The 23,182-nt window shown below is 71.2% G+C and carries 24 protein-coding genes; 14 read left to right on the forward strand and 10 right to left on the reverse strand.

Annotation, left to right across the window (positions count from 1 at the left end; all coding sequences use genetic code 11):
* Nucleotides 1-4: 4 nt before the first annotated feature.
* Both OG975_RS31200 and OG975_RS31205 read left to right on the forward strand, forming a co-directional pair.
* A complete protein-coding gene (locus OG975_RS31200) occupies nucleotides 5-1,219 on the forward strand; it encodes a histidine kinase (RefSeq protein WP_406336549.1) in 1,215 nt (404 codons plus the stop codon).
* Entirely contained in the window at nucleotides 1,216-1,830 is a 615-nt protein-coding gene (locus tag OG975_RS31205) for a response regulator transcription factor (protein WP_327431513.1), read from the forward strand. Before OG975_RS31200 ends, OG975_RS31205 begins: the two co-directional genes overlap by 4 nt.
* A 238-nt stretch (nucleotides 1,831-2,068) precedes the next feature.
* Here the strand turns inward: OG975_RS31205 and OG975_RS31210 are convergent, their stop codons facing one another.
* Both OG975_RS31210 and OG975_RS31215 read right to left on the reverse strand, forming a co-directional pair.
* Nucleotides 2,069-2,920: a tetratricopeptide repeat protein gene (locus tag OG975_RS31210; RefSeq protein WP_406332682.1), complete on the reverse strand. Its 852-nt coding sequence runs from the start codon at nucleotides 2,918-2,920 to the stop codon at nucleotides 2,069-2,071.
* Between the two features lie 17 nt (nucleotides 2,921-2,937).
* Nucleotides 2,938-3,996 carry a GNAT family N-acetyltransferase gene (locus OG975_RS31215; protein WP_406332683.1) on the reverse strand — a complete coding sequence of 353 codons (1,059 nt, stop codon included), beginning with the start codon at nucleotides 3,994-3,996 and terminating at the stop codon, nucleotides 2,938-2,940.
* A 141-nt stretch (nucleotides 3,997-4,137) separates the two neighbouring features.
* Between OG975_RS31215 and fdxA the strand changes: the two genes are divergently transcribed.
* Nucleotides 4,138-4,458, forward strand: a complete 321-nt coding sequence (gene fdxA / locus OG975_RS31220) for a ferredoxin (RefSeq protein ID WP_018089397.1) — start codon at nucleotides 4,138-4,140, stop codon at nucleotides 4,456-4,458.
* Nucleotides 4,459-4,573: 115 nt separating this feature from the next.
* Complete coding sequence (locus OG975_RS31225; RefSeq protein ID WP_406332684.1) at nucleotides 4,574-5,668, forward strand: bifunctional succinyldiaminopimelate transaminase/glutamate-prephenate aminotransferase; 1,095 nt, start codon at nucleotides 4,574-4,576, stop codon at nucleotides 5,666-5,668.
* A gap of 150 nt (nucleotides 5,669-5,818) precedes the next feature.
* Here OG975_RS31225 and OG975_RS31230 read toward each other — a convergent pair whose 3' ends face one another.
* Both OG975_RS31230 and OG975_RS31235 read right to left on the reverse strand, forming a co-directional pair.
* Nucleotides 5,819-6,289 (reverse strand): ATP-binding protein, encoded by a 471-nt coding sequence (locus OG975_RS31230; RefSeq protein WP_406332685.1) that lies wholly within the window; start codon nucleotides 6,287-6,289, stop codon nucleotides 5,819-5,821.
* A gap of 339 nt (nucleotides 6,290-6,628) precedes the next feature.
* Complete coding sequence (locus OG975_RS31235) at nucleotides 6,629-7,621, reverse strand: heavy metal transporter (RefSeq protein ID WP_406332686.1); 993 nt, start codon at nucleotides 7,619-7,621, stop codon at nucleotides 6,629-6,631.
* Between the two features lie 120 nt (nucleotides 7,622-7,741).
* Here OG975_RS31235 and dapE point away from each other — a divergent pair, with 120 nt between their 5' ends.
* Both dapE and OG975_RS31245 read left to right on the forward strand, forming a co-directional pair.
* A complete protein-coding gene (dapE, locus tag OG975_RS31240) occupies nucleotides 7,742-8,821 on the forward strand; it encodes a succinyl-diaminopimelate desuccinylase (RefSeq protein WP_406332687.1) in 1,080 nt (359 codons plus the stop codon).
* Between the two features lie 103 nt (nucleotides 8,822-8,924).
* On the forward strand, nucleotides 8,925-9,683 hold the full coding sequence (locus OG975_RS31245; RefSeq protein WP_381258809.1) for a TIGR00730 family Rossman fold protein: 759 nt from the start codon (nucleotides 8,925-8,927) through the stop codon (nucleotides 9,681-9,683).
* Between the two features lie 342 nt (nucleotides 9,684-10,025).
* Here OG975_RS31245 and folP read toward each other — a convergent pair whose 3' ends face one another.
* Nucleotides 10,026-10,886 (reverse strand): dihydropteroate synthase, encoded by an 861-nt coding sequence (folP, locus tag OG975_RS31250; protein WP_406332688.1) that lies wholly within the window; start codon nucleotides 10,884-10,886, stop codon nucleotides 10,026-10,028.
* Nucleotides 10,887-11,088: 202 nt separating this feature from the next.
* On the opposite strand from folP, the gene OG975_RS31255 reads away from it, so the two are divergent.
* The gene (locus OG975_RS31255) at nucleotides 11,089-11,442 is read left to right on the forward strand and encodes a DivIVA domain-containing protein (protein WP_406332689.1); all 354 of its coding nucleotides are present in this window, start codon (nucleotides 11,089-11,091) and stop codon (nucleotides 11,440-11,442) included.
* The gene (locus OG975_RS31260; RefSeq protein WP_406332690.1) at nucleotides 11,439-12,017 is read left to right on the forward strand and encodes a DNA-3-methyladenine glycosylase I; all 579 of its coding nucleotides are present in this window, start codon (nucleotides 11,439-11,441) and stop codon (nucleotides 12,015-12,017) included. The genes OG975_RS31255 and OG975_RS31260 overlap by 4 nt, the downstream gene beginning before the upstream one ends.
* A gap of 81 nt (nucleotides 12,018-12,098) precedes the next feature.
* Here OG975_RS31260 and OG975_RS31265 read toward each other — a convergent pair whose 3' ends face one another.
* The gene (locus OG975_RS31265; RefSeq protein WP_406332691.1) at nucleotides 12,099-12,902 is read right to left on the reverse strand and encodes an enoyl-CoA hydratase/isomerase family protein; all 804 of its coding nucleotides are present in this window, start codon (nucleotides 12,900-12,902) and stop codon (nucleotides 12,099-12,101) included.
* Nucleotides 12,903-13,263: 361 nt separating this feature from the next.
* On the opposite strand from OG975_RS31265, the gene OG975_RS31270 reads away from it, so the two are divergent.
* Complete coding sequence (locus tag OG975_RS31270; protein WP_003966491.1) at nucleotides 13,264-13,431, forward strand: DUF3117 domain-containing protein; 168 nt, start codon at nucleotides 13,264-13,266, stop codon at nucleotides 13,429-13,431.
* Nucleotides 13,432-13,563: 132 nt separating this feature from the next.
* On the opposite strand, the gene OG975_RS31275 is transcribed toward OG975_RS31270, so the two are convergent.
* Nucleotides 13,564-14,262 carry an O-methyltransferase gene (locus tag OG975_RS31275; protein ID WP_327435202.1) on the reverse strand — a complete coding sequence of 233 codons (699 nt, stop codon included), beginning with the start codon at nucleotides 14,260-14,262 and terminating at the stop codon, nucleotides 13,564-13,566.
* A gap of 238 nt (nucleotides 14,263-14,500) precedes the next feature.
* Here OG975_RS31275 and sigE point away from each other — a divergent pair, with 238 nt between their 5' ends.
* The 5 genes from sigE to OG975_RS31300 all read left to right on the forward strand — a co-directional run bounded on the left by sigE (nucleotide 14,501) and on the right by OG975_RS31300 (nucleotide 19,707).
* A complete protein-coding gene (sigE, locus tag OG975_RS31280; protein ID WP_327435203.1) occupies nucleotides 14,501-15,199 on the forward strand; it encodes an RNA polymerase sigma factor SigE in 699 nt (232 codons plus the stop codon).
* Entirely contained in the window at nucleotides 15,196-16,194 is a 999-nt protein-coding gene (locus tag OG975_RS31285) for an anti-sigma factor family protein (RefSeq protein ID WP_406332692.1), read from the forward strand. Before sigE ends, OG975_RS31285 begins: the two co-directional genes overlap by 4 nt.
* Before the next feature lie 138 nt (nucleotides 16,195-16,332).
* Nucleotides 16,333-18,138, forward strand: a complete 1,806-nt coding sequence (locus OG975_RS31290; RefSeq protein ID WP_406332693.1) for a trypsin-like peptidase domain-containing protein — start codon at nucleotides 16,333-16,335, stop codon at nucleotides 18,136-18,138.
* A 192-nt stretch (nucleotides 18,139-18,330) separates the two neighbouring features.
* Nucleotides 18,331-18,789 (forward strand): sec-independent translocase, encoded by a 459-nt coding sequence (locus OG975_RS31295; protein WP_406332694.1) that lies wholly within the window; start codon nucleotides 18,331-18,333, stop codon nucleotides 18,787-18,789.
* Between the two features lie 261 nt (nucleotides 18,790-19,050).
* A complete protein-coding gene (locus OG975_RS31300; RefSeq protein WP_406332695.1) occupies nucleotides 19,051-19,707 on the forward strand; it encodes a hypothetical protein in 657 nt (218 codons plus the stop codon).
* 155 nt (nucleotides 19,708-19,862) lie between these two features.
* Here the strand turns inward: OG975_RS31300 and OG975_RS31305 are convergent, their stop codons facing one another.
* Genes OG975_RS31305 through OG975_RS31315 form a run of 3 tightly spaced genes read right to left on the reverse strand, consistent with a single transcriptional unit; the run spans nucleotide 19,863 to nucleotide 22,948 of the window.
* Nucleotides 19,863-20,996: an Mrp/NBP35 family ATP-binding protein gene (locus tag OG975_RS31305; protein WP_406332696.1), complete on the reverse strand. Its 1,134-nt coding sequence runs from the start codon at nucleotides 20,994-20,996 to the stop codon at nucleotides 19,863-19,865.
* Nucleotides 20,997-21,039: 43 nt separating this feature from the next.
* Nucleotides 21,040-21,681, reverse strand: coding sequence for a DUF1003 domain-containing protein (locus tag OG975_RS31310; RefSeq protein ID WP_406332697.1), 642 nt, complete (start codon nucleotides 21,679-21,681; stop codon nucleotides 21,040-21,042).
* The gene (locus OG975_RS31315; protein ID WP_406332698.1) at nucleotides 21,671-22,948 is read right to left on the reverse strand and encodes a magnesium transporter MgtE N-terminal domain-containing protein; all 1,278 of its coding nucleotides are present in this window, start codon (nucleotides 22,946-22,948) and stop codon (nucleotides 21,671-21,673) included. Before OG975_RS31315 ends, OG975_RS31310 begins: the two co-directional genes overlap by 11 nt.
* Nucleotides 22,949-23,182: the final 234 nt, after the last annotated feature.

Raw genomic sequence — 23,182 nt, forward strand, 5'->3', positions numbered from 1 at the left:
CGCCATGACGGAAGCCCCGCTGCCCGACGAGACCCGGCCGGTGCCGCTGATGCGGATGGGGGAGTCCCCCCGCAACATCCGCGAGGCACTGCGCAAGGCGATCTGGATCGTCATCTGGCTGGTGTTCCTCAGCTCGCCGGTCCACGACCTGGTGTCCGGTCACCACACGACCGCCGCCACGGTGGCCGGCTGGCTGGGCCTGACGGTCTTCGTCGGGATCTATCTGACGCTGGTCTTCCGGAACATGGGCAGGGCGTTCACCGCCACCGCGGTCGTCGCCGGCCTGGTCATCGCCCTCGGCGCCCTCGCCGTCGTGCTGAGCCTCACCCTCGGCCCGTCCTGGCTGGGCCTGTTCGTGTACGTCTCCGTCGCCTGCGGCACGACGTTCTCGCTCCGCGTGGCGTACTGGACGATCCCGCTGACCGCCGCCGTGATGCTGCTCGTCGGCCTGCACGGCGGCGAGGGGGACGCGCGCAACCTCGTCCTCCTTGTCGTCCTCATCGGTTACGCGATGACGGGCGTACGGCAACTGGTGCGTACGACGGTGGAGTTGCGCAAGGCGCGGGCGACCGTCGCCCAACTCGCCGCGAACGAGGAGCGCTTGCGCCTGGCCAGGGACCTGCACGACCTCCTCGGCCACTCCCTCTCGCTGATCACGCTGAAGAGCGAACTGGCCGGCCGGATGCTCCCCGACCACCCCGACAAGGCGGCCCAGCAGGTCGCCGACATCGAACAGGTCAGCCGCCAGGCCCTCGTCGACGTCCGCGAGGCGGTCACCGGCTACCGGCGGCCCCGGCTGGCCGGCGAACTCGCGGGCGCCCAGGTCGCGTTGACCGCGGCGGGCGTCACCGCCGACCTGCCGGCCGAACCGGACCTCGACGGCGTCCCCGAGGAGAGCGAGTCCGCGCTGGCCTGGGCGCTGCGCGAGGCGATCACCAATGTCGTACGGCACAGCGGGGCCCGGCGCTGCGCGGTGGAGCTCGTCCGACGCCAGACGCTCGACGGGCTCGTGCTCGAACTGTCCGTGGAGGACGACGGTTCCGGTTCGGGCGGCTCCGGCACCCCGGGGAACGGCCTGAACGGGCTGACCGAACGGCTGGAGAAGGCGGGCGGATCGCTGGAGGCGGGGAAGGTGCGGCACGGGTTCCGCTTGACCGCCCGAGTACCGACGGGAGCCCCGGCCAAGCCGTCCGGCCACCCCGTAGGATCCGGGGCATGAGCCGCACGATCAAGGTCCTGCTCGCCGAGGACCAGTCGATGGTCCGCGAGGCGCTGGCCGCGCTGCTGGGCCTCGAACCGGACATCGAGGTGGTCGCCCAGGTGGCGCGCGGGGACGAGGTGCTGGCCGCGGCGCGCGAGCACGACGTCGACGTGGCGCTCCTCGACATCGAGATGCCGGGGCAGACGGGTATCGAGGCGGCGGCCGAACTCCACAAGGAGTTCCCCGGCCTCAAGCTGGTCATCCTCACGACCTTCGGCCGTCCCGGTTATCTGCGCAGCGCGATGGAGGCCGGCGCCGCCGCCTTCCTCGTCAAGGACGCGCCGGCCGCCCAACTCGCCGAAGCCGTACGGAAGGTACTGGCCGGCGAACGGGTCATCGACCCCACCCTCGCGGCCGCCGCCCTCGCCGAGGGAGCCAACCCCCTCACCGACCGCGAACGCGAGGTCCTCCGCGCGGCGGCCGACGGCTCCACCAACGCCGAACTGGCCACCGCCCTCCACCTCTCCCAGGGCACCGTCCGCAACTACCTCTCCACCGCCATCCAAAAACTGGCCGTCCGCAACCGAGCGGAAGCGGTCCGCACAGCGCGGGAGAAGGGCTGGCTGTAGCCGCCCCGACGTTCCTCGCCCCCGCCGCCCCTACCCGTCCCATCCCCAGGGGCTCCGCCCCTTCAACCCCGTTCGGATGTGTGTCGGCTGCGGGTGGGTGGTGGCTGGTCCAAAAGATTGCGCAGTTCCCCGCGCCCCTAAAAGGGGCGCGGGGAACTGCGCAATCTTTTAGCGGGGGTCTGGGGGCGCAGCCCCCAGGGATGGGACGGGTAGGGGCGGCGGGGGCGAGGAAAGGTTGTCAGTTGAGCATGGCTCGGGCGGCGTGGGCCTGTTGGCGTACTCGGGTGGCGGCCGGTTCGTCGACGGCGGCCACTATGTCGGCGTACGCGTCGAGTTCGGCGGCACCCGAGAGGAAGTCACCGCGCTGGACGAGCAGTTGGGCGCGTTCGTAGCGCAGCCGCGCCGGGTGCGACGGCAGCAGCAGGGACAACTCGACGGCCCACAGCGCCACATCCGACCGCTCGGGACGGGTGGCGGCCCAGGCACGGATGTTGTTCAGGATGCGCAGCACGACATCGAGCGGATCGGCGGGAGACAGCATCGACGGGTCGAGCGGAGCACCGGTCGCCCCCGCGACGAGCAGCTCCGCGTCGGAGCCGGTCAGCACGCGCCCCCCGTCGAAGGGATCGGCGAGCACCTGCTGCTCGGTGGGCCCGAAGCCGACGACGAAATGCCCGGGCAGAGCGACCCCGTACACCGGCGCACCGGCCCGCCGAGCGACCTCCATCCACACCACGGAGAGCAGGATGGGCAGCCCACGCCGCCGCCGCAGCACCTCGTGCAGGAGAGAGGACTCCAGCCGCTGGTAGTCGCCGGGCGTCCCCCGGAAACCGCAGCGCCCGCCGAGCAGTTCGGCGAGCGCGACCGCCCAGGACCGCGGCCCGCCCGGGCGGAACGGCAACTGCCCGGCCAGCCGGTCCAGCTCGATCTGCGCCGCGTCCATCCCGGCCTCGTCCAGCGTGCCGTCCGCCGCGGCCCCGACCAGCAGACACAGCACCGCCAGATCGGGCCGCTCGGCCCGCGCCTCGTCGGAGAACCGCCGCCGCACCTCGGCGGCGCCGTCCGGTTCCGGTGGCTGAGGGACACGCATAGCTGGCTCGTGCCCCTTCACGCCGATCGATACGGGTCGCCGGCCCCGAAACCGCCATCCGCCGTCCCGGAGGCGGCGCCGGCGTCCGGGACCCACCGGTAGTGGTGGTACGCGTGATGAGCCCCGAAGCCCATCCCCGCGTACAGCGCCCGCGCCCCCGTGTTGTCATCCTCCACCTGGAGCCAGGCCGCCGAGGCGCCCTCGCCCAGGGCCCGGCGGGCCAGGGCGGCCATGACGGTGGTGGCGAGGCCCTGGCGGCGGTGGGCGGGGCCGACCTCGACGGCGGCGAAACCGGCCCAGCGGCCGTCCACCACACAGCGTCCGATCGCGGCCGGAGGCTCCCCCTCCGTACCGGGCACCGTCGCGAACCACACCGAGGGCCCGCTGCCCAGCACCTTCAGGGCCACGTCGCTCAGCCCCTTCCGCTGGTACCGGCCCAGCCACGCGTCGTCCGCCTCGCGGGAGAGCACGACCCCCGGCGCCTCCCGGTCCCCGACCGGCGCGAGCGAGCCGATCCACAGCTCGGCCGTCACCTCACGTACCCAGCCGCGCGCCTCCAGCTCCGCGCACAGCAGCTCCTGCGTGCCCTCCGCCCCGGTCGCGGTCTGGATGTACGCGGGCAGGTCACGGGCGGCGTACCAGTCCCGTACGCGGGTCAGCGCCTCGTCCAGCGGCACGCCGGGGTCGCCGATCGGCAGGACGGAGTTGGCGCGCCGGGTGAACCCGGAGGCCGCCCTCAGCTCCCACTCGCCGAGCCGCTCGCTCTCCACCGGCCGCCAGGCCCGCGCCGAGACCCGCGCCAGCTCCTCGTACGAGGCCGCCGGGCCCCGCCGACGCGCCGGAGCGGACGGTACGACCTTGCCCGCGACCAGCAAGGATTCCGCGATCTGGACACGCTCACCGGTCCGCCGTGTGATCTGCAACACACCGTTGTCCCATGATGTGAGAACACCGACCGTGTCGGTGAACTTCTCACCCTCGGCGACATCTTCGATCATCCGCCGAACAGAGACACGTTTGCCCACGTCAGCAGCGGTGATACGGACCTCAAGGCGGCCGCCGGCAGAGATTTCCACAGGTCAGTTCACCCCTCCTGTTCGGATCATGCCCAAGAACGGAGATACTAGGGGCGGGCATCGACGACGCCGCGCTCCCGCGCGCCAGGCGGCGGGAGCCTACGAAGGCCCGCCAGCGCCCTATCGAGGAGGAACGACAGCGTGACCTACGTCATCGCGCAGCCTTGTGTCGACGTCAAGGACAAGGCGTGCATCGAGGAGTGCCCGGTCGACTGCATCTACGAGGGCTCCCGGTCCTTGTACATCCACCCGGACGAATGCGTCGACTGTGGAGCCTGTGAGCCGGTGTGCCCGGTCGAGGCGATCTTCTACGAAGACGACACTCCGGAAGAGTGGAAGGACTACTACAAGGCGAACGTCGAGTTCTTCGACGAGCTCGGCTCGCCCGGCGGCGCCAGCAAGCTCGGCCTGATCGAGCGCGACCACCCCTTCATCGCAGCGCTGCCGCCGCAGAACCAGTAAGCGGCCCGCACACATACGCGCCGCCTCGGTCCCGTACGGCCTGATCGCTCCGATCGGCTTACGGGACCGAGGCGTTTGCCGTACCGGCGAGTACAGAGAAAGTGAGCCAGATCCCGTGTCCGCAGTCTCCGACCGGCTTCCCACCTTCCCCTGGGACAAGCTGGAGCCCTACAAGGCGACGGCCGCCGCTCACCCGGGTGGCATCGTCGACCTGTCCGTCGGCACCCCGGTCGACCCGGTGCCCGAGCTGATCCAGAAAGCTCTGGTCGCGGCCGCGGACTCGCCGGGCTATCCCACGGTGTGGGGCACGCCCGAGCTGCGGGACGCGATCACGGGCTGGGTGGAGCGACGGCTCGGCGCGCGGGACATCACCCACCGCCACATACTCCCGATCGTCGGCTCCAAGGAACTCGTCGCCTGGCTGCCCACCCAGCTGGGCCTCGGCCCCGGCGACAAGGTCGCCTACCCGCGTCTGGCGTACCCGACGTACGAGGTCGGCGCACGCCTGGCCCGCGCGGACTACGTCGTCTACGACGACCCGACGGAGCTGGACCCGACGGACGTGAAGCTCCTGTGGCTGAACTCCCCGTCCAACCCGACGGGCCGGGTCCTCTCGAAGGACGAGCTCACCCGGACCGTGGCGTGGGCCCGCGAGCACGGCATCCTGCTCTTCTCCGACGAGTGCTACATCGAGCTGGGCTGGGAGGCCGACCCGGTCTCGGTCATGCACCCGGACGTGAACGGCGGCTCGTACGAGGGGATCGTCTCGGTCCACTCGCTCTCGAAGCGCTCGAACCTGGCCGGCTACCGCGCCGCGTTCCTCGCGGGCGACCCCGCCGTCCTCGGCGACCTCCTCCAGATCCGCAAGCACGGCGGCATGATGACGTCCGCACCGACCCAGGCCGCCGCGGTCGCCGCCCTCTCGGACGACACCCACGTCCGCGAACAGCGCGAGCGCTACGCCGCCCGCCGCACCGCCCTCCGCGACGCCCTCCTGAAGCACGGCTTCCGCATCGAGCACAGCGAGGCCAGCCTCTACCTGTGGGCCACCCGCGACGAGTCCTGCTGGGCCACGGTGTCCCACCTCGCGAACCTCGGCATCCTCGTCGCCCCGGGCGACTTCTACGGCGAGGCGGGCGAGAACTTCGTCCGCGTGGCCCTGACGGCAACGGACGAGCGCGTGGCGGCGGCGGTAGAGCGCCTGGCGTAGAGAGCGCCACGTCGGGGGCGCGGGGCTGTGACATTGTGCGGCTCCGCCGCGTGGGCGCGACCAGCCCAGGACGACCCGCACCTGACAAACCGGCATACGCGAGGGGTCCAGGGAACTCCCTGGACCCCTCGCCCACACAGAACCCGGCGGCTAGCCGAGCGGCAGCCCCTTCAGCGGCAGCTGCTTCGTCGGGAGACCACCCTTGGTCACCTGGTCCGTGGGGAGGCCCCCCTTGGTCACCGTGTCCGTCGGAAGACCACCGGTCGTCTTCGCGGTGTTACCGAGCAGACCCCCGGCCTGCCCAGCCGTATCCCCGGCCACCTTCTGCGCGGTCGGCGTCGCCGTCTTGGCGACCTTGCCACCGGTCTTGCCCGCGGCCGGCACCGCCTTCTTGACCGCGTCGCCACCGGCTGTGCCCGCGAGCCCGGTGACGTTCTGAGTCGCACCGTCGACCGTGTTGCCGACCTGCGCACCGTCCAGGGCGGTCAGTCCGCCGAGGTTGGGGGTGGCCGGCAGTTCGGCCGCCGCGCTGGCGGAGCCGGCCGCACCGACCCCGGCAGCCGCTCCCGCTGCGACGAGCAGCGCGGCACGGGCGATCCGGCGGGTCAGGGGGAGGGACATGATGCTCCTTAGACGGGAGAGAACGGTGAAGTGTCCGACCGCGCTCAGGAGTGGACCGACTGGCTGCCGACCGTCCCCCGGTTGATCGTTCCGGGCTCGGACGCAGTGACTACCGCTCGAAGCCCACGAAGGTTGCGGTGGCCCGATGTAAAGAGTTGGCAATGCGTCGCATTATCAGCTGCGGATAAAAACGGGCAAAAGGGATCCAGTCGGAACTGTCGAATCCTTATGGCCCTTTGTTTTCAAGGGATTCGGCGGATGCGGGAGTGAGTGCGCGAAAACCTGCGCACATCGTCGACTCCGCGTGACGCGGCTCCCCCCAAAGGGTGAGGGCCCGTACTACTGCCCAGTGACGATTCGGACCTCGGCGGCGGACTTCCCCGCGGCCGAGCTTCCCTTCGTGTCGGACGTGCGCCACGCGCTGTCGGTGTTCCCGGCGGTCCACTCCCGCCCCGCGTACAACACCCGTTCGATGTGCAGCGCGGACGAGTTGGCCACGGCCCAGTGCGCCAGCTCCCAGCCGCGCTGCCGCACGCCGCGCTTGGCGTTGGCCTCCTTGCGCACGGGGACGGTCACCGTGCGGCTCCCGCCGGTGGAGGAGCCCGAGGAGGCCGAGGTAGCGGTGGCGGACGGCGAGGCGGAGGTGCCCTCGGCGCTCACCACGGCCCCGGCGTCCTGGAGCACGTCACGCCCGAAGTCCCGTACGAGCGCCGCGCGCACCGAGTCCGCTCCGCCGGCCGGGGTCGCGTCCGGGCGCCCCTCACAGGTCAGCGTGGCCGCCGCGCGGCCGGTCAGAGCGGCGGCGAGCAGCGTGGCGTCCGGCTCGTGCTTCGCGTACGCCTCCGGATAGCCGCTGCGCTGCACGCGCTGCGCGGCGACGGTCAGTGGCAGCTTCGTATAGCCGGACACCTTGGCCAAGTGCTCGTAGAAGATGCCCGCCGCGTACGTCGGGTCCATGATCTGCTTCTTCGTGCCCCAGCCCTGCGACGGCCGCTGCTGGAAGAGGCCGAGCGAGTCACGGTCGCCGTGCTGGATGTTGCGCAGCCCCGACTCCTGGAGTGCGGTCGCGAGGGCGATGGTGACGGCGCGCTCGGGCAGGTCGCGGGAGGTGCCGACCGCCGAGATCGTCGCCGCGTTCACCGCCTGCTCCGGCGTGAACTCGTACGAGGCCCCGTCGCCCTTGCCGGAGACGACCTCGCATCTCGGTGCGCCCGTGCCTCCCGTGAGGTACTGCACGGTGAGATAGCCCGCGACCGCGAGCAGGACTACGACGGCCGCTCCGAAACGCAGGAGGCGGCCACGCCGGACGGGAGTGGGGGACGGCTCTGACACGTCGTACAAGGTACTGGAGGCCTCTGTCGGCGGACTGTGGGGCTGTGGACAACGGGAGGGCGGCCCTGGGCGTCAGGCCACGGACGAGACGGGATGGCCCGGGGCGCTAGGGTCGACAGCATGGCCGACACCCCGCTTGACCTCGCCCTCGACGCTGCCGAGCTGACCGCGCGGCTCGTCGACTTCCCCTCCGCGAGCGGCAACGAGAAGCCGCTCGCGGACGCCATCGAGACCGCCCTGCGGGCCCTGCCGCACCTGACGGTCGACCGGTACGGCAACAACGTCGTGGCGCGTACGAACCTGGGCCGCGCCGAGCGCGTCATCCTCGCCGGCCACATCGACACGGTCCCGATCGCCGACAACGTTCCCTCCCGCCTCGACGAGGACGGCGTGCTGTGGGGATGCGGCACCTGCGACATGAAGTCCGGCGTCGCCGTGCAGCTGCGCATCGCGGCCACGGTCCCCGAACCCAACCGCGACCTCACCTTCGTCTTCTACGACAACGAAGAGGTGGCGGCCCATCTGAACGGCCTGAAGCATGTGGCCGAGGCCCACCCCGACTGGCTGGAGGGCGACTTCGCGATCCTCCTGGAGCCGACGGACGGCCAGGTCGAGGGCGGCTGCCAGGGCACGCTCCGGGTGTTCCTGAAGACCAAGGGGGAGCGCGCGCACTCCGCGCGCGCGTGGATGGGCTCCAACGCGATCCACGCGGCCGCTCCGATCCTGGCCAGGCTCGCCGCCTACGAGCCGCGCACGCCGGTCGTCGACGGCCTCCAGTTCCACGAGGGCCTCAACGCCGTCCGCATCGAGGGCGGCGTGGCCACCAACGTCATCCCCGACGCCTGCACGGTCGTCGTCAACTTCCGTTACGCGCCGGACCGTAGCGAGGAGGAGGCGGAGGCCTTCGTCCGCGACTACTTCGCGGACTGCGGTGTGGACGAGTTCATCGTCGACGACCACTCCGGCGGGGCCCGCCCCGGCCTGACCCACCCCGCCGCCGCGGCCTTCCTGGCCGCCGTCGGCGGCGAGGCCCGCCCCAAGTTCGGCTGGACGGACGTCGCCCGCTTCAGCGCGCTCGGAGTGCCCGCGGTGAACTACAGCCCGGGCAACCCGATTCTGGCCCACAAGGTGGACGAGCGGGTCAAGGCGTCGCTGATCCCGGAGGCCGAGGAGCGGCTGCGCGGTTGGCTGACCGACTGAGCCGTATCTCCGGGCGGTTCATGGCGGACATCCTTACGTCCCCCCTCCGTAACCCGCGTAGATCTACGCTGGGGTGGAACGACCGCAAGCGGAGGGAGCGCACATGGCTACTGGCAACCCCGAGGGCAAGAAGCGGCCACCGGAGGAGCAGCGACTGGGGCCCGTGCTGCGCAGGCGGGACCAGGTGCAGTCGAGCACCACGGATCAGCGGTTGCTGGACGCGGGCGGGCCTTCCGACTGGGTGCACACCGACCCCTGGCGGGTCCTGCGCATCCAGTCGGAGTTCATCGAGGGCTTCGGCACGCTGGCCGAACTCCCGCCCGCGATCAGCGTGTTCGGCTCGGCGCGTACGCCGGTGGACTCGCCCGAGTACGAGGCCGGAGTCGCCCTCGGCCGAGGCCTGGTCGAAGCCGGCTTCGCCGTCATCACCGGCGGTGGCCCCGGCGCCATGGAGGCCGCCAACAAGGGTGCCTGCGAGGCGAAGGGCATCTCCGTCGGCCTCGGCATCGAGCTGCCCTTCGAGCAAGGCCTCAACCCGTACGTCGACATCGGCCTCAACTTCCGCTACTTCTTCGTCCGGAAGATGATGTTCGTGAAGTACGCGCAGGGTTTCGTGGTTCTGCCCGGCGGCCTCGGAACCCTCGACGAACTCTTCGAGGCCCTCACCCTCGTCCAGACCCAGAAGGTCACCCGCTTCCCGATCGTCCTCTTCGGCACGGCGTACTGGGGCGGCCTCGTCGAGTGGCTCAAGAACACCCTCATCGCCCAGGGCAAGGCCTCCGAGAAGGACCTGCTCCTGTTCCACCTCACCGATGAGGTGGAGGAGGCGGTGGCCCTGGTCTCGAAGGAGGCGGGCCGCTAACCGACAGGCCTTTCCTCGCCCCCGCCGCCCCTACCCGTCCCATCCTTCTGGGGCTCCGCCCCAGACCCCCTAGGCCGGTTCTTTGGCTGCGGGTGCGTGGGGGCTGGTCGCGCAGTTCCCCGCGCCCCTGAAGGCGCGGGGCTGCGCCCCGCGATCCCACGCCCGCCCCGGGTCTTTCAGGGGCGCGGGGAACTGCGCGAGCAACCCCCACCCACCCGTAGCCGACGAACCACCCCGTCTTCAAGGGGCGCGGGGAACTGCGCAATCTTTTAGCGGGGGTCTGGGGGCGCAGCCCCCAGGAACGGGATGGGACGGGTAGGGGCGGCGGGGGCGAGAGACTCGCTACGCCAGGCCCCGGCGGGCTACTGCAGGTGGGCGGTGGCCCGCGATGGACGTCACCATGTCGAGGACCTGACGGGTCTCCGCGACCTCGTGGACGCGGTAGACCTGGGCCCCGAGCCACATGGAGACGGCGGTCGTCGCCAGGGTCCCCACCACCCGCTCCTTCACCGGCTTGTCGAGCGTCTCGCCGACAAAGTCCTTGTTGGAGAGGGAGACCAGCACAGGCCACCCCGTAGCCACCATCTCCCCCAGCCGCCGCGTCGCCTCCAGACTGTGCCGGGTGTTCTTCCCGAAGTCGTGCCCGGGGTCGATCAACACGGACTCCCGGGGCACGCCCAACGACACCGCCCGCTCGGCCAGCCCGAGCGTCACCCGCAAGATGTCGGCCATGACATCGTCGTACGCGACCCGATGCGGACGCGTCCGCGGCTCGGACTCACCGGCGTGGGTGCACACCAGCCCCACCCCGTACCGCGCGGCCACTTCCGCGAGCCGCGGATCGACCCCGCCCCACGCGTCGTTGAGCAGATCCGCTCCGGCCTCGCAGACCGCCTCACCGACCTCGTGCCGCCAGGTGTCGACGCTGATGATCACGTCGGGGAAGCGCCGCCGCACCTCGGCGACGAAACCGACCGTCCGCCGTGCCTCCTCCTCGGCGGACACCTCTTCCCCCGGCCCGGCCTTGACCCCACCGATGTCGATGATGGCGGCACCCTCCGACACCGCCTGCTCCACACGGGCGAGGGCGGGCTCGTCGCGGAAGGTGGCCCCCTGGTCGTAGAAGGAGTCCGGGGTCCGGTTCACGATCGCCATGATCACCGGCTCGCGCGGGTCGAATTCGTGCCTGCCCAGCCTGAGCATCCCCTGTGACCTCTCCCAGTAAATCCCGCTGATAAGCCGCCTGCGACCTTAACTGTCAGACTCGCATGGCACGATCGGACCCTGGCGGTTTCAGAGCCGGACAGCTTCAGTACCCGTCAGACAGCTTCAGTTGCTTCACTAGCTTCAGTACTTTCGCGCCGGCGTGAAAACGCGTCGGCACCAGAGCGTGGGGACCTCAGCGATGTTCATGTTCTTGTTCCTGGTCGTCGCGCTCGCCGTCGTGGTCGCCGCGGTGACACTGTCCGTGGTGGGCGGCGGCGAGAGCGCCCCCCTTCCCGAGGCCGTGCCCGAGCGGCTGGCGGACCCCCTGCCCTACGACCGGCCGGTGAACCGGGGCGACGTGGAGGCGCTGCGCTTCCCCCTCGCCCTGCGGGGCTACCGCATGGCGGACGTCGACGACGCGCTCGGCCGTCTCGGCGCCGAGATCGCCGAGCGCGACGCCCGGATCGTCGACCTGGAGACCGCGCTCGCCGGCGCCAGGGCGGCCACGGCCACCACCTCGCTGCGGAAGCACGCCGAGGAGGACCACCAGTGAGCGACGCGCTCGCCGGCCCGGACGGCGCGCTGCGCTGCCCCTGGGCGCTGTCGACCGAGGACTACGTGGCGTACCACGACGAGGAGTGGGGCCGCCCCGTCCACGGCGACGACGCGCTGTACGAGCGGCTCTGCCTGGAGGCCTTCCAGTCGGGCCTGTCCTGGATCACCATCCTGCGCCGCCGTTCGGGCTTCCGCACCGCCTTCGCCGGCTTCGAGATCGCCAAGGTCGCGACCTTCACGGACGCCGACAAGGAGCGCCTGCTCACCGACCCGGGCATCATCCGCAACCGGGCCAAGATCGAGGCGACCGTCGCCAACGCACGCGTGCTGGCCGACTGGACCCCGGGCGAGCTCGACGAACTGATCTGGTCCTTCGCTCCCGACCCCGCCGCCCGCCCCGCCCCGAAGAGGCTTTCCGACGTCCCGGCCGTCACCGACGAGTCGACCGCCCTCTCCAAGACGCTGAAGAAACGCGGCATCCGCTTCGTGGGCCCGACAACGGCCTACGCCTTGATGCAGGCCTGCGGCTTGGTCAACGACCACTTGGAAGACTGCGCTGCGCGCAGTCTTTAGGAGCGCGGGGCTGTGACACTATGCGGCTCCGCCGCGTGGGCGCGACCAGCCGCATACGAACCCGCAGTTCCCCACCAGCCGTCACCTCCCCAGATACTTGGGCTTCTCCTTGTTGACGAACGCCTGCACAGCGATCGTGTGGTCCTCGGACGCCCCGGCCCGCGCCTGCAACTCGTCCTCCTTCTCCAGCGTCTCGTCCAGAGAATGAGTGATCCCGTACGCCAAGGACTCCTTCAGCGCGGCATACGAGACCGTCGGCCCCGAGGCCAGCGCGCGCGCCACCTTCTCCGCCTCCCCGCGCAGCTCGGCCGAGGGAACAAGCCGGTTCGCGATGCCGAGGTCGTACGCCTCCTGCGCGGTGATGCTGCGCGGAAACAGCAGCAGATCGGCGGCCCGGCTCGGGCCGATGACCCGCGGCAGCGTCCACGAGATGCCCGAGTCGGCGGTCAGCGCCACCCCGGCGAACGACGTGTTGAAGGCAGCCGTGTCCGCCACGATCCGGTAGTCGGCGGCGAGCGCGAAGCCGAAGCCCGCTCCGGCCGCGACGCCGTTCACCGCGGCGACCACGGGCTTCGCGGCCCCGGTCAGGGCCCGCACGATGGGGTTGTAGTGCTCGCGCACGGTGCTCATCGTGTGGCCCGACCCCGACTGCTTGTCGGCGGCCAGCAGCCCGATGTGCTCCTTGAGGTCCTGTCCGACACAGAACGCCCGGTCACCGGCGGCGGTCAGCAGGATCGCCCGTACATCCCCGTCGGCGGCGGCCGCCTGTGCCGCGTCCCGGAAGGCGACCTTGGTCGCGATGTTCATCGCGTTCATCGCCTCGGGGCGGTTCAGCGTGATCGTCGCGAGTCCGTCGCTCACCTCGTAGAGCACGGTGTCGGCCATGATGGGTCCCCTCCGGTGTGCGGCTCCGTCGTACCGGCCGGTACGTCTGTGTCCGATGACAGCATGGCGGAGATCACCGGCGGTGGCGCGGGCCCCACATGTGACCTGCGTCAAAGAATTCCGTGCCGGGGAGGTCGATGCGGCGGCGCAGTATCGCAGTCACATCGCCGAATTGAGTGGTTTTGCTCAAGCGCGTTGCGCAAGCGATGCCGACTGATGTTGGTCATCGGGTCCTGAGATGCGGGATAATGGCCTGGAAGCAATGTGTTCGATGCCGGTGACGTGTGTCCTATGAGGGGACGTGCGTGCCCTTCAAGGGGCCGTCGGCGACGATGAGCTGGTTTCAGGAAGGGGAACGAGCATGGCGGCCATGAAGCCGCGGACGGGCGATGGCCCGCTCGAGGTGACCAAGGAGGGGCGGGGCATCGTCATGCGCGTTCCGCTCGAAGGCGGCGGTCGGCTCGTCGTCGAGCTGACCCCTGACGAGGCTGACGCGCTCGGCGACGCCCTCAAGAAGGTCGTCGGCTGACGCGGAACGCGACCATACCTTTCAGCTGCCCCGGCATCGTATTCGGTGCCGGGGCAGTGGTGTGTCAGGGGTACGTCATCGACGTACCCCGCATCATCGGTACAGGTCAGACCCCATGTAAGGCGGCCTGGGTCAGCGCTTGACCGCGCACAGCAGACCGTCGCCCACCGGCAGCAGCGAGGGCACCAGCTCCTGGCTCTCGCGCACCGCGCGCAGCAGTTCGCGCAGCCGGCCGACCTCCGCGGGCTGCGGGCCCGAGTCCACCGTGCGGCCGTCCGCGAAGACGCCCTCGAAGACCACGAGCCCGCCCGGTCGCAGCAGGCGCAACGATTCAGCGAGATAGTCCAGGCACTCCAGACGGTCGCCGTCGCAGAAGACGAGGTCGTAGCCCGCGTCCGCGAGCCGGGGCAGGACGTCCAGCGCGCGACCGGGGATGAAACGGGCGCGGTTGCTGGCGAAACCGGCCGCGCGGAAGGCCTGGCGGGCGAACTGCTGGCGCTCCGGCTCCGGATCCACGGTGGTCAGTACCCCGTCCGGCCGCATGCCGTGCAGCAGATGAATCCCGGAGACGCCGGTCCCGGTCCCGATCTCCGCGACCGATTTCGCGTCCACGGTGGCGGCGAGCAACCGCAGCGCGGCGCCCGTGCCGGGCGACACCGAGCGCAGCCCTGCCTCCCGGGCCCGGTCCCGGGCCCAGCGCAGTGCTTCGTCCTCGGCGACAAAGGCGTCGGCGAACGCCCAGCTCGTCTGCCGGTTGCCGGTAATGACCCTCTCCTGTCCCCGCGGTTGCCTGGGCGTGACTGTATCCGTTGGTGCCGGGAACCCGCAGATGGGACCAGGCGTTTAGAGGGGTGGGGAAACAGAGCGGGGGAAGAGGATGGATCAGTACGTGGGGCAGGGCGCGGTGCGGGGCGGTGAGCAAGTGCTGACGCGACCATATGAGCGTGTATCAAATTCTCGTAAAACCGCTTATCCGGAGCTAACGGGCGAGGTGGCTATGGTAGGGGCTCCACTGGACACCACCAGAGCCGACAGGGGAGGTGCGGCTGCGCCTGTGGATCGAGGCGGGGTGCTGCGGCGCCTGCTCAGATCGGCGGGTGAGCCGAAATCCGTGACCGAGATCGCTGACAAGTTCCATGCTGCTGCCCCAGCGCAGACCGCGACGTTCACCACCGACGCGGAGTCGCAGGCGTGGACTCCGCCCACCTGGGAGGAGATCGTCAGCACGCACAGCGGCAGGGTCTACCGTCTCGCCTACCGCCTGACGGGCAACCAGCACGACGCCGAGGACCTCACCCAGGAAGTCTTCGTCCGCGTCTTCCGCTCGCTGTCCACGTACACGCCCGGCACCTTCGAGGGCTGGCTGCACCGCATCACCACGAACCTCTTCCTGGACATGGTGCGCCGCAAGCAGCGCATCCGCTTCGACGCCCTCGGTGACGACGCGGCCGAGCGCCTGCCCAGCCGTGAGCCGTCCCCGCAGCAGGTCTTCAACGACGCGCACTTCGACGCGGACGTCCAGCAGGCGCTGGACACCCTCGCGCCCGAGTTCCGCGCCGCCGTCGTCCTGTGCGACATCGAAGGACTGTCGTACGAGGAGATCGCCGCGACCCTGGGCGTCAAGCTCGGCACGGTCCGCAGCCGGATCCACCGCGGCCGCTCCCAGCTGCGCAAGGCCCTGGCCCACCGGTCTCCCGAGGCCCGCGCCGAGCGCCGCTCGTTCGCGGTCCGTGTACCCGTGCTGGGGGGAGGGGGCGCGACCGCGTGAGTGGATCCCGGCCCAACTCTGCCGAGCGGCCCATCACTGAGCAGCACCTCGGCGACCGACTCTCCGCCCTCGTGGACGGAGAGCTCGGTCATGAGTCGCGTGACCGCGTCCTGGCCCACCTCGTCACCTGTGCGAAGTGCAAGGCCGAGGCGGACGCCCAGCGCCGACTGAAGAACGTGTTCGCGGAAATGGCCCCTCCGCCGCCCTCGGAGAGCTTCCTGGCCCGACTCCAGGGGCTTCCCGGGGGAGGCGACTCCGACGGCGGTGGTTCGCCGCTGGGCGGGGGAGGATTCGGCGGCACCCTCCCCGGCGGCTCGGCCGGCCCCGGCGTCACCGGAATCTTCGGGGTGAGAGGCGAACCCTTCGGGTACGTCCCCGCCGGACCGCACGCCAACGTACTGCCGCCCTCCCCGGGGAGCGGCTTCCGCATCCATGACGTCAGCCGTCACGAGGCCGAGCGATCGGCCTCGCGCGGGCTGCGGTTCGCCTTCGCCGCCGCCGGTGCGGTGTCGCTGGCCGCGGTCGCGCTCGGCGGGGTGTCGACCGGAGTGCCGGGCGACACCGCGGACGCGCGCGGCGGTGCCGGCACCGGAAGCAATGTGACGCCGATGCGTTCGCAGGGCACGGGGGCCTCCACATCCCCCGAGTCGCAGCGTCGCCGGTCCGTCGGGCCGCTGCTCGCCCAGGGCGAGCGGGCGCTCGGCGACGGTCCCGTGGCGCCGACCGAGGTGTCCGCGCCGCTGCTGCCCGGAGTCCCCGCTCCGGCGGGTGGCGTCCAGGACGCCATGCACACACTGACGACACCGGTGGTCGCCGGTGCCGCCGCGATGTCCCCGCTCATACGTCCGCTCACCGATGCCCAGCCGCTCGCGCTGACCTCGTGGTCCGAGGCCCCGGATGTCACGACTCCGGGCCTGCTGGCCGCCCCCGCCGCCACCCCGTCCCCCTCTTCCTCCCCGTCCCCCACCTCCCCCTCCTCCCGTACCGTCCGCTGACCCCGCCCTCTGCGCGGCGGCCCGTGAACCTGGTTGAATCCAGGGTGGGCCGCGTCCGCGGGAGGAATCCCGGACGCGGAGTCGACAATCTGCAACAACCGTCGGCGAGTTGTGCCGCGGGCCAGGTGTGGGGAGAGCATGAACGAGGGGAAGCCCACGAAGGCGAAGTGGTGGAGCCGGCCCCGTGCGCAGGGCACGGGGCCCGACACCACCACGGATCACCTCAGGGAACCGGGCCCTTCGGGCACCCCGGGCATGGGCGCACCCGAGGGTGCGTCCGCGGGCGACTTCGAGCTGGCGCGCCCCGCGACGGGCCCGGCTTCGGGCGAGGCCAACGGAGACTTCGAGCTGGAGCGCCCTGCGACGGTTCAGTTGGGGAGTGCGCCTTCGGCGCCGACGCAGGTCGCGGAAGACGCGAGCGCGTACGCCGACGCCCCCGCCGACCGCACCGAGCGCTCCGACCGCCCCAAGCCCCTGCACGACCCCGACCCCTACGGCACCCCGCCGTACGGTCAGCCCGGCCCCTGGGCGCCCGCCCCGCCGGTCCAGCACCCGGCGGCCACGCCCGCGCACGGGACACACGTCCCGGCAGGCACACCGGCCCAGGCCCCGCTCTTCGATGCCCCGGCCCAGGCCGGTGCGGCGCAGCAGACCACCGGACTCGGCACCCATGTGCCTCCGGCCCCGGCCCCGGCCCCGTACGCAGCCACCCCCCACGAAACCCCCGTACACAGCCCCCAGCCCCGCAACCCCTGGCAGAACTACGACCCCTGGGCCACCCCGGGCCCCCTCCAGCAGAACGGCGCGGTCGTGGCGAGCGTGGCGCAGCGGCGTACGCGGGCGCGGAAGGGGCTGGTGCTCGGGGCCGTGGTGCTGGCGCTGGTGTCCGGGGGCGTGGGGGGCGCCGTAGGGGCGTATCTGGAGCGGAACGGGGGGATGGGCGACGTCGAGCTGCCGCAGGCCGCCAAGGAGGCGCCGGGGCGGGCTCGGGACAGCGTGGCGGGGATCGCCGCGCACGCGCTGCCCAGCGTCGTCACCCTGCATGTGCGCGGGTCCCAGGAGGAAGGCACCGGCACCGGCTTCGTGCTCGACAGCCAGGGGCACATCCTCACCAACAACCACGTGATCGAACCGGCCGGAAGCGGCGGCGAGATATCCGTGACGTTCAGCGGCGGCGAGACCGCCAAGGCCTCGGTCGTCGGGCACGACAGCGGGTACGACCTCGCCGTCGTGAAGGTGTCGGGTGTCAGCGGGCTCGAACCCATGCCGCTCGGCAACTCCGACAACGTCCAGGTGGGCGACCCCGTCGTCGCCATCGGCGCCCCCTTCGACCTGGCCAACACGGTCACCTCCGGCATCATCAGCGCCAAGGAGCGGCCCATCACGGCGGGCGGGGAGAAAGGCGACGGGAGTGACGTCTCGTACGTCGACGCCCTGCAGACCGACGCGCCTATCAACCCCGGCAACTCCGGCGGGCCCCTCCTGGACTCCAAGGCCCGGGTCATCGGCATCAACAGCGCCATCCGCTCCGCCGACAGCGGGTCGGATCTGGAGAGCGGGCAGGCCGGCTCCATCGGGCTCGGCTTCGCCATCCCCATCAACCAGGGCAAGCGCGTCGCCGAGGAGCTCATCAACACCGGCAAGGCCACCCACCCCGTGATCGGGGTCACACTCGACATGGACTACACGGGCGACGGCGCCCGGGTCGGCGCCAAGGGCAACGGCGGCGGTCCGCCGGTCACCGCCGGCGGTCCCGGCGCCGAGGCGGGCATCAAGGCGGGCGACATCATCACCGAGGTCGACGGCGAGCGCGTCCACTCGGGCGAGGAACTCATCGTGAAGACCCGCGCCCACCGCCCCGGCGACCGGCTCCAGCTGACCCTCCGGCGGGGCGGCACGGAAAAGAAGGTCACCCTGGTCCTCGGCTCCGCCGACGGCGACTGACACGAACTTCACAGCTGGGCGCAATCTCCCAGCTCCGGACGGCAAACATCACGGAAAACCACCCACGTACAGGAACTCGGAAGCCCCTGGACAGTTCCGGACGGACAGGATCGACGGGTACCGTTGGACCCGGCCCGGACCACGGAAGACTCCCGAGGGCCGCGGACCGAGGACATCGCAAGGAGCTACCAGGTGTTCAATGACATAGGACCACTCGAGCTGGTGACGCTCGTTGTCCTCGCCGTGCTCGTCTTCGGCCCGGAGAAGCTCCCGAAGATGATCCAGGACGTCACGCGCACCATCCGCAAGATCCGCGAGTTCTCGGAGAGCGCCAAGGCGGACATCCGCGACGAACTCGGCCCGGGGTTCAAGGACTTCGAGTTCGAGGACCTCAACCCCAAGACGTTCATCCGCAAGCAGCTGGACAACGACGAGCTGGGGCTCAAGGAGATCCGCAACGGCTTCGACCTGAAGAAGGAGATGGCCGAGGTCACGGACGCGGTCCACGGCCGCGAGTCCGACACCTCGTCGTCGCCCTCTTCTTCGTCCTCCTCCACCACGGGTTCGACCGGCGGCTCCGTCGACATGACGAAGAAGCGCGAGAAGCTCGACCCGGACGAGCGCCCGCCCTACGACGCCGACGCCACCTGAGCCGTACGGCGCCCTCTCCCCGTCGTACGGCGCCTCCGAAGCCGTACGACGTCATCTGAGCCGTACCCCGCGGTGCGGGATCCGTGCCTCTCGCTGCCCCGCGCGGCCTGAATTCCGGCGCGTTCGCGTCCCACGCGCCGGGCGGTTTCGCTGCTGCTCGGAGCGGTGTGGCTATGCTGCCCAGTTGTTGTGCGGACCGATAAGGACGCCCGAGGGGGGCGGGCCGCCCGGTCCGACGAGAGCGAGGAGGCGTCCGGGCAGATGGAGACGACAAGTCGGGTAGGCGCGCAGGCGCCGGCCGCGGAGGGCGGACAACAGGTCCCCTCCGCCCGGCGCACGGTCGACGGCTACCTGCTGGCGCCCTTCCCTTGGTACGGCCTCGACGAGGCCTTCACGGGGCCGCGCTGGCTGATGCAGGTAGGTACCTCGGCGGACGGTGCCGTCGAGCACGGTTCGATCGGGCACGGCGACGAGCCCTCGGTGCGCGGTGAGTCGACCGAGGACAAGGAACGCTTCGCGGTGGTCGTCACCGTCGCGGCCAACCCCGTACGCCGCAGCGCGGACGGTACGGGTCTGCTGGAGGCCACCTCGGTGTCCTCCGCGGCCTGGCTGGCCGGTGTGGGGCTGCTGGCCTTCACCTGGCCCGGCCAGATGGACCACACCCTGCGGGACGACTGGCTGGACCAGCAGACCGAGACCGCGTGGGTCCTGGCGGACGACCTGGACGGCGCGGACTGGTCCTCGCTGTCCCTTCCCGTGGACGGTGTCCCCACGCCCTTCCACTACCGCGAGTCCGAGTTCGGGTGGGTTCTCGCGGGGTCCACGCAGGAGGGCGTCCATGTGGGCGCTTATGGGCGGGGGATGAGTGCGTACGGGTTGGGGTTCGCCATGATCAAGGACATCGGCGCGTACGCCTAGGCGGCGGGCAACGGGGGAGGGGGCGCCGTCTTGGTGGATGGCGCCCCCTTCGTTGTGCGAGGCCGTTGAGCTGCGGGTTGTTCGTCGGCTGCGGGCCGGTGGGGGCTGGGCGCGCAGTTCCCCGCGCCCCTTACGGGGCGCCGCTCACCCGGCGTCTAGAACTTGTTCCTCGGGGTGATGCCCAGCGACATGCCCGACAGGCCCCGGGCGCGGCCGCCCAGTTTGCCGGCGATGGCGCGGAGGGCGGAGCCGGCCGGGGAGTCCGGGTCCGTCAGGACGATCGGCTTGCCCTCGTCGCCGCCCTCGCGGAGGCGGACGTCGATGGGGATGGAGCCGAGGACCGGGACGGTGGCGCCGGTGGTGCGGGTGAGGCCGTCGGCGACGGTCTGGCCGCCGCCCGTGCCGAAGACGTCGACCATCTCGTCGCAGTGCGGGCAGGGCAGGCCGGACATGTTCTCGACCACGCCGACGATCTTCTGGTGGGTCTGGACGGCGATGGAGCCCGCGCGCTCGGCGACCTCCGCGGCGGCCTGCTGGGGGGTCGTGACGACGAGGATCTCGGCGTTCGGGACCAGCTGGGCCACCGAGATCGCGATGTCGCCCGTGCCCGGCGGAAGGTCGAGCAGGAGCACGTCCAGGTCGCCCCAGTACACGTCCGCCAGGAACTGCTGGAGGGCGCGGTGGAGCATCGGGCCGCGCCAGACCACCGGGGCGTTGCCCGGGGTGAACATGCCGATGGAGATGACCTTCACGCCGTGCGCGGACGGCGGCATGATCATGTTCTCGACCTGGGTCGGATGGCCGTCCGCGCCGAGCATGCGGGGCACCGAGTGGCCGTAGATGTCGGCGTCGACGACACCGACCTTGAGGCCGTCAGCCGCCATCGCCGCCGCCAGGTTCACGGTCACCGAGGACTTGCCGACGCCGCCCTTGCCGGAGGCGACCGCGTACACGCGCGTGAGGGAGCCCGGCTTGGCGAAGGGCACCTCGCGCTCGGCCTGGCCGCCGCGCAGCGCGGTCGCCAGTTCCTTGCGCTGCTCGTCGCTCATCACGTCCAGGGTCACGTCGACGCGCGTGACGCCCTCTACCTTCGAGACCGCCTCCGTCACGTTCTTCGTGATGGTCTCGCGCATCGGGCAGCCGGTGACGGTCAGATACACGGTGACCGCGACCGCACCATCCGCACCGATCTCCACCGATTTGACCATCCCCAGCTCGGTGATGGGTCGCGAGATCTCGGGGTCGTTCACCGTCGCCAGTGCTTCGCGCACCGCGTCTTCCGTAGCCATAGGACGATGGTACGGCGCCCGGCGGGGGGCCCGGAAAGCCCCGTCAGCGGTCTTCTACGTCACGTCCCCGTGGGCGTTCTGTCGGAACTGTCGGGAATACGACCTGACCGTCGCGGCGGTGCTCCTCCATCTCCTTGACCAGATCCTGCAACTCGGAGCGGATCCAGTCGCGGGTGGCGACCTCGCCGAGGCCGACGCGCAGCGAGGCGATCTCGCGGGTGAGGTACTCGGTGTCCGCGATGGACCGCTCGTTCTGCTTGCGGTCCTGTTCGAGATTGACCCGGTCACGGTCGTCCTGGCGGTTCTGCGCGAGCAGGATCAGCGGGGCGGCGTAGGAGGCCTGGAGCGACAGCATCAGCGTCAGGAAGATGAACGGGTAGTTGTCGAAGCGCAGGTCGCCCGGCGCGAAGATGTTCCACACCACCCACAGGATGATGACGACCGTCATCCAGACGATGAACCGTCCGGTGCCCAGGAAGCGGGCGATCCGCTCCGACAGCCGCCCGAAGGCCTCCGGGTCCCACTCGGGCACCAGCCTGCGCCGGGGCGGCATCGGCTGGTCGAGCCGGGTGCGCGGCCGGGTGGTCGCGGTGGCCCCGGTGGCGGCCCGTTCGCGGGCGTCGGCGCGCCCGCCCACCCGCTCGCGGCCGTCCCGCCCCTCCCGCCCGTCGCGCTCAGGCGCCATGGGGAGCCTCCTCCTCGAGGTGGAACTCCGTCTCGCGCCAGTCCTCGGGCAGCATGTGGTCCAGTACGTCGTCCACGGTCACCGCGCCGAGCAGCGAGCCGCTCTCGTCGACGACGGGCGCCGCGACCATGTCGTACGTCGCGAAGAAGCCGGCCACGACGGGCAGCGCGGCCTCCGGGTCCAGCGGCTGGAGGTCGTCGTCGACGAGCGAGCCGACCAGCGTGAACGGCGGGTCGCGCAGGAGCCGCTGGAAGTGGACGGTGCCCAGGTACTTGCCGGTCGGTGTCTCGTCCGGCGGGCGGCACACGTACACCTGGGCGGCGAGCGCGGGGGAGAGGTCGGGGTTGCGGACCCGGGCGAGCGCGTCGGCGACCGTCGCGTCGGGCCGCAGCACGATCGGCTCGGTGGTCATGAGGCCACCGGCGGTCTTCTCCTCGTACGCCATCAGCCGGCGTACGTCGGCCGCCTCGTCGGGCTGCATCAGCGTCAGCAGCCGCTCCACGTCCTCGGCGGGCAGCTCGGCGAGCAGGTCGGCCGCGTCGTCCGGGTCCATCGCCTCCAGGACGTCGGCCGCGCGCTCCTCCTTGAGCTTGCCGAGGATCTCGATCTGATCGTCCTCGGGGAGTTCTTCGAGGACGTCGGCGAGGCGGTCGTCGTCGAGCGCGGCGGCGACCTCTCCGCGCCGTTTCGGGGAGAGGTGGTGCAGTACGTTCGCGAGGTCGGCCGGGCGCAGCTGCTCGAAGGTGGCGAGCAGGCTTTCGGCGCCCTGTCCGTGCTCCTCCAGCGAGAACCCGGTGACGGCGGACCAGCTGACGGTCAGGGTCTCGCCCTTGGCGCGCCGGAAGGTCCCGGCGCGCCCCTTGCGCACGAAGACCTTGCCGATCTCCCAGTCCCTGCGGGCCGGCAGCTGCTGGACCGACACGTCGAGCACGGTCACCTCCTCGTCCGTCTCGACGAGGTGGACGCGCCGGTCGAGCAGTTCGCCGAAGACGAGCCGTTCGGTGGGCCGCTGCTCGAACCTGCGCACGTTCAATACGCCGGTGGTGATGACCTGGCCGGACGCGATGCCGGTCACCCGGGTCATGGGCAGGAAGATCCGGCGGCGCGTGGACAGCTCGACGACGAGGCCGAGCAGCCGGGGCGGCTGCCGCCGGACGCGCAGCATGGCGACGAGGTCCCGCACGCGGCCCACCTGGTCGCCGTTCGGGTCGAAGACGGCGACACCGGCGAGGTGCGAGACGAAGATCCGGGGGGCGCCTGCGGCCATGCCCGCGCCTCCGTTCCGTTCTGTCCTGCCGTGTCCTGGCCTGTCCGCTCGGGTGGGCTTCAGGCTAGCCCGTCCCGGTCGGATACGCCCTGGTGAGCGGTCCGGACGGACTGCCTCCGCCGGGCGCGGGCAGCACCGGTACGCTGCCGTACGCCGCCAAGGACCCCCGCACGAAAGGCAGCCCCACCTGTGACTGCAATTCCCCAGGGCCGAACCCGCAGGGCCGCACTGGTG

Source organism: Streptomyces sp. NBC_00203 (assembly GCF_045206325.1).
GTDB lineage: Bacteria > Actinomycetota > Actinomycetes > Streptomycetales > Streptomycetaceae > Streptomyces > Streptomyces lutosisoli.